General features: G+C 69.4%; 2 protein-coding genes. Both read right to left on the bottom strand.

The window, feature by feature from the left end:
- Positions 1 to 361 precede the first annotated feature (361 nt).
- On the bottom strand, positions 362 to 3,700 hold the full coding sequence (locus SFU54_RS05120) for an ATP-dependent DNA helicase (RefSeq protein WP_319015221.1): 3,339 nt from the start codon (positions 3,698 to 3,700) through the stop codon (positions 362 to 364).
- Positions 3,701 to 3,710: 10 nt separating this feature from the next.
- On the bottom strand, positions 3,711 to 5,346 hold a 1,636-nt coding region (locus tag SFU54_RS05125), incomplete at its 5' end, for a PD-(D/E)XK nuclease family protein (protein WP_319015222.1).

The raw sequence follows: 5,346 nt of genomic DNA on the forward strand, positions 1-5,346 counted from the left end.
TACCGCACGCGCTTCGCGGCCCCACCCACCGCGTGACGACCAGTGATGTCGCGGCATCGACGCCAGCAATCGCACGCAGGCTGTGTGCCTGTGGCGGCACGTGCCGCGGGAGGCACACTGGCTGAAGAGAATCAGCCACCTCGCGCAACCGCTCCCCTCGGCCGTGAGATCCCGCACCGCCGCTCTACTTGTGTGAAACCGTGTTGACGTCAAACGCGTTTCACACAAGAAAAGAGGGCGCTCCGGCTCGGACTGTGGGGCCGCGCCAGGGAGGGCACGGCGGTATCGTGGCGAGGCGGCCGCACAGCCCCGTGGCGAGGCGACCGGGCGCGGCCGGCAGCGCGGCCGGCAGCGCGGCCGACTAGTTCGTACCTATCGCCGCCCGCCAGAGAGCGCGCAGCTCTTCTTCGTCGGGCAGAGAGGTCGGCCGCAGTTCGGCGTCGTCGGCCACGAAATAGAACGCCGCCGTCACGGCATCAAGCGGCATACCCGCCCACCGCGCGTAGGCGAGGCGGTAGAGCGCCAACTGCAACTCCTTTGCCGCGCGATCAGCGTCGTCGCGCGGGGCTTTGCCGGTCTTCCAGTCGACGATCTCGACCGTGCGCGGGCGACGCGCTGACCCGGGGCCGCCGGATCCATCGCGCACGGGGTCGAAGTCGGGGTCGGTCGAGTACACAGCATCGATCTTGCAAATGACGATGCGCCCCTCGAAGGGCAGGTGCAGTTCACGCTCGACATCGATCGGAGTACGCGTGGCCCACACCGCCCGTTCGAAGGTGGCCTGCAACGCGAGCAGAGCATCCGCATCGATACCGTCAGCCCCACCGCCGCCCGCGACCGAACCCGAGAGAGCCCCCGCGAGCCCGCCCGCCGCAAGGTCGAACTCGGCGTCGAGCCCGTCGACGGCGTCGGGCATCGCGGCAAGGCCGTAGCGCTGTTCGACCCAGCGGTGAAACACCGTGCCCAGCCGAGTGGCGCGGTAGGGACGCTGCGGCATCGGGCGCCGTAAACGTTCGGCGACCTCGGCCGGAGCCGTGATGAAGTCTTTGAACGACGAGGCCGGTACCCGCACCGGCACGGTCACTCGACCGCTCGCGGCAAGGCGTTCGGCGCGCTCGGCCAGCAACAGGTCAATCTCGCGCTGCCACCCTCGCCGGTCGTCTCCCCGAACCGCTGGGTCAGCCGCACGCACGCGCTCTGCGGCCGCGAGCACGCGCTCGCGACGCTGACCGAACGGGTCGAGCGGCCACCACGGCTCATCACCGCTGTCGTCGACCGTGGGGTTCACGTCATTCTGCGGAACATCGGGCAGGTCGGCGATGATGCCCCGCTCAACGAGCGGAGCGAGAAACGCGCTCGGCCCTCGCGCCTGCGACTGCGAGGCCCAGAACGAGCCCGTGAGCAACAGCCGGTGCCGAGCCCGCGTCACGGCCACATAGGCCAATCGGCGCTCTTCACGCTCGAGGTGCGCAGCCACCTCGTCGCTAAACACCGCACGGCGTTCGAGCAACTCTTTGCGCGTCTCGGCACCGCGCCACGCAAACACCGGCAGCTCGCTCGCGTCGCCGCGCAGCTCATAGGGCAATACCCCGAGTCGCAACCAGCCCACGGTGCCGTCGCGCGGCTTGCTCGGCAGCTCGTCAGCGACCATGCGCGGCACAACGACGTGATCCCACTCCAAGCCTTTCGAGCCGTGAATCGTCAACACTTGCACCGTTCCCGGCTCGGGATCTTCTGAGCGTGGCGACAGGTTGTCTCGCCATTCGGCCTCGCGCAGCCAGCCGAGGAATCCCCCCAGGGTCGCGTGGTTGGCCAGTGCCAGATACCCGTCGAGTGCCTCGAAGAACGCCTCGCGGGGCGCCTCACCCATCGACCGCGCGGGGTTTGCCGCCACCTCGATGTCGAGCATGAGGTCGTGCTCAACCGCCACCACGAGGTCGGGCAGATCGAGGGCCGTGCGGGTGCGCAAGGTCGCGAACAAGCGCCCGGCATCCCGCAACCGCTCGAGACCGACGGACGTGAGACCCTGCAGCTGCGAGTGACCGTCGGGCGCCGTCGCCACAAAGTCGAGCGCGTCGACGAGCGAGACGCCGTCGGTGCGGGCGACGGATGCGCGCAGTCGCTCCTTCACCTCGTCGCTGAAGGCGCGTTGCGCCAGGTCGCGGTCGCGTAGCCACGAGGCGACCCGGCTGAGCGCGTGCAGATCGGCCACGCCGATGCGCCACCGCGGGCCCGCGAGCAGACGCACGAGCTCCGTGCCCGCAGCCGGATCGTCGATCACCGCGAGCGCGCAGACGAGATCGGCAATCTCGGGCTGTTCGAGCAGCCCGCCGATGCCCAACACGTGCACGGGAACCTTCGCCTCGCGCAGCGCGGCGAGAAAGATGGGTTGTGTCGTGCGGTTGCGCATGAGCAGGGCGGCGCTCGCCCGCAGGGGCCGGCCCTCGGAATCGACCGCGCCGGGCGCGCTGCCCGGCGGGGGCTCAGCGACCCGCTCGGCAAGCCACGCAGCGACGGCGCGCGCTTCATCGTGCACGGTCTCCGCAAACTCAACGTCGATGGGTTCACTACTCGCGACCGGCGACGGTTGCAGGGTGGCCACGGCCACTCCCCCGCGGGCGGTGAGCGGGGCAACCAATTCATTGGCCGCCGCAAGAATGACGGTGCCGTTACGCCATGACGTGCTGAGCGAGTAGCGACCGACGGCTTCGCCGGCGGTGGTCGTGAAGCGCTGGGCGAAGTCGTCGAGGTTCGAGGCGCTCGCGCCGCGCCACCCGTAGATCGACTGGTGCGGGTCGCCCACCGCCATGACCGGAGTGCCGCCAAAGAGCTCGGCGAGCAACCACGTCTGCGCCACGTTGGTGTCTTGATATTCGTCGAGCAGAACCACCCGATAGCGATCGCGCAGTTGCTCGGCGACACCCCCGTGCCGCCTCACGATCGATAGCGCCAGGCTCACCTGATCGGCAAACTCGACATAGCCATCGCGCTGCTTGACCTGTTGCAACTTCTCAACGAGGTCGATGATCGGCAGTGTCGCCCCGAGAGCGAGCAGCTTCTCGAGGTCAGCGCGTCGCTCGAAGCGATCGCCGAGGGGCAGGTCGGCAACGCCCAGAAAGTCGGTGATCACGCGACGCACATCGGCGATATCGGCGTCGTGTTCCGCGACGGCGTGGGCCAATTGCAGTACCGTCGCCGTGATCTTGTCGACGCTCAGGTCGAGGTCGGCCAGTCGGTCGTCGCGGGCCGCCGTGACGAGCTCGCGGGCGAGTTGCCAGGCGCTCGCCTCTCGCAGCACGACTCCGTCGGGGTCTCGCCCGATCAGCACGGCGTGATCGCGATACAGGCTTGAGGCGAACGAGTTGTAGGTCGCCACGGTCGGCTGGGTGAATGCGTCGACGACAACGGTCGACGCCCCGAGCAGACCCGACGAGCCGAGTTGAACCAGTCGTTGACGGATGCGCGCCGCCAGCTCACCCGCGGCCTTGCGAGTGAAGGTAAGGCCGAGCACCTGCTCGGGTGCCACGTGCCCATTCGCAACGAGCCACAGCACGCGCGCCGCCATCGTCTCGGTCTTTCCTGACCCCGCCCCCGCGACCACGAGCGCGGGCTCGAGCGGCGCCTCGATGATGGCCCGCTGCTCGTCGGTGGGGGCGTGCTGGCCCAGGGCCGCGGCGATGTCGATCGCACTGAAGGTCATGCGCTGTGCCTCACTCATCGCCCGTCACCGGCCCCACACGGTGGATGCGGTGCTCACGCGCCGCGAAGTCGAACCGGTCGACCGTGCGCACGCCCGTGAGTCGCGCCACCGCAATAGCCGCGACCGCCTGACGCACCCGCTCGCGAAAGCCCTCGAGTCGCTGCTCATCGAGCGGAAGCTGCACGGCTTCGCGGTAGTCAGAGCCCTTGACGCCCTCGCGCACGTAGAGCAGCCGCGCCCCGCCGGGGTGATGCGGAAGCCCCTCGAGCACGCTGTCGAGCACCTCGTCGAACGCACCGTCGGCATAGGCGAGTTGGTAGGCCCCGAGCTGAGCGTGCTCGTCGATGTCGGCTTGTTTCGTGAGCGGTCGGCCCGTCTTGAGATCGATGATGCGCACGCCGCCGTCGGCATCCACCTCGATTCGGTCGACGACACCCGCGATGCGCGCGCGGTCGACGATGGCCTCGAAGCGCTGTTCGGCGGCGACGAGTCCGCGCCCCTCGGCCTCGGCGTCGCGCAAGTAAGCGGCCACGCCCACGGCGTAGCGACGCGCGAGCCGGCGCTGCTGCTCGGCAAGCCAGGGTGACTCGAAGACGAGCTCGCTCCAGCGACTCTCGATTGCGGCCCAGATGTCGTCGACCTCGGGCTGGGCCGCCGTCTCCATCGCCCAGTGCACGATCGTTCCGATGCCCATGGCCGGGCCCGTTTCGGCCGGAGCGATGCGATCGAGAAACCAGTCGAGCGGCGAGCGCTCGATCGACTCGAGCTTTGAGGGCGACAGCGAGACAGCGTCGTCGTCGGCAAAGAGCGGCGCTTCGGTCGACGGGCCAACGAGGCCCCACCACGACTCAGGGCTCGCTCCAGGAACCCGTTCGGCCGCGAGGCGCGCCAGGGCGAGGGCCGCTTCACCGCGATCGCGGTCACGCGCCAAGCGATCATCGTCAACGAGTTCACGGCGCAATCGGCCCACTATGCGGCGCAGTGAGCGCGCCCGCACGGGCCGCGCACTCGAGGCGGCAATGGCGGCATCGAGCGCCGCGGCCGACTCGGCACTCGCGTCAGCGTCGGCAATACCCAGTGCGTCGGCGCGCTCGCGCCGCGCGTGCTCGCGCACGAGCGCAAAGAGGGCACTCGGCTGATCGTCGTCGCCCGCCGTCGCCGTGACAACGAGTTGTCGCCGCGCGCGCGTGGCGGCGAGAGTGAACATGCGCAGTTCGTCGTCGAGCACGATGCGACGCTCGTCGAGATCGTCAACCGGCAGGCCTCGCGCAACGCGACTGATGAGCGGAGCGCCGAGCAACGAGCCCCGCACGCGCGTATTGGGCCACACCCCCTCGGTGAGCCCCGCAATGATGACGACATCGGCGTCGAGCCCCGTCACCGCCGACGGTGTCGCGACAAGCACGGCGTCGTCGCCCCGCAGTGGCGCGAGCAGGTCGTCACCCACATCACTGTCAAGCACGCGCGCGAGAAACGACTCGACGGTCGCGTCGGGCACCGTGTCAACAATCGTGGCCGCCGCCGTAAACACGGCCACGACGGCGTCGAGCGCTCGATTGGCTTCGGCCGCCGCGACCCCAAACCCGGCCGCATCGCGGCGCCACCCTTCGGCAACGTGCGACTCGCTCCACGCCAGCCAGAGAAGC

Source organism: Microcella sp. (assembly GCF_033763155.1).
Taxonomy (GTDB): Bacteria; Actinomycetota; Actinomycetes; order Actinomycetales; family Microbacteriaceae; genus Microcella.

What these genes read in the sequence shown, in the direction of transcription:
- SFU54_RS05120 (WP_319015221.1), bottom strand. Translation starts at nt 3,700, where the DNA reads ATGACCTTCAGTGCGATCGACATCGCCGCGGCCCTGGGCCAGCACGCC.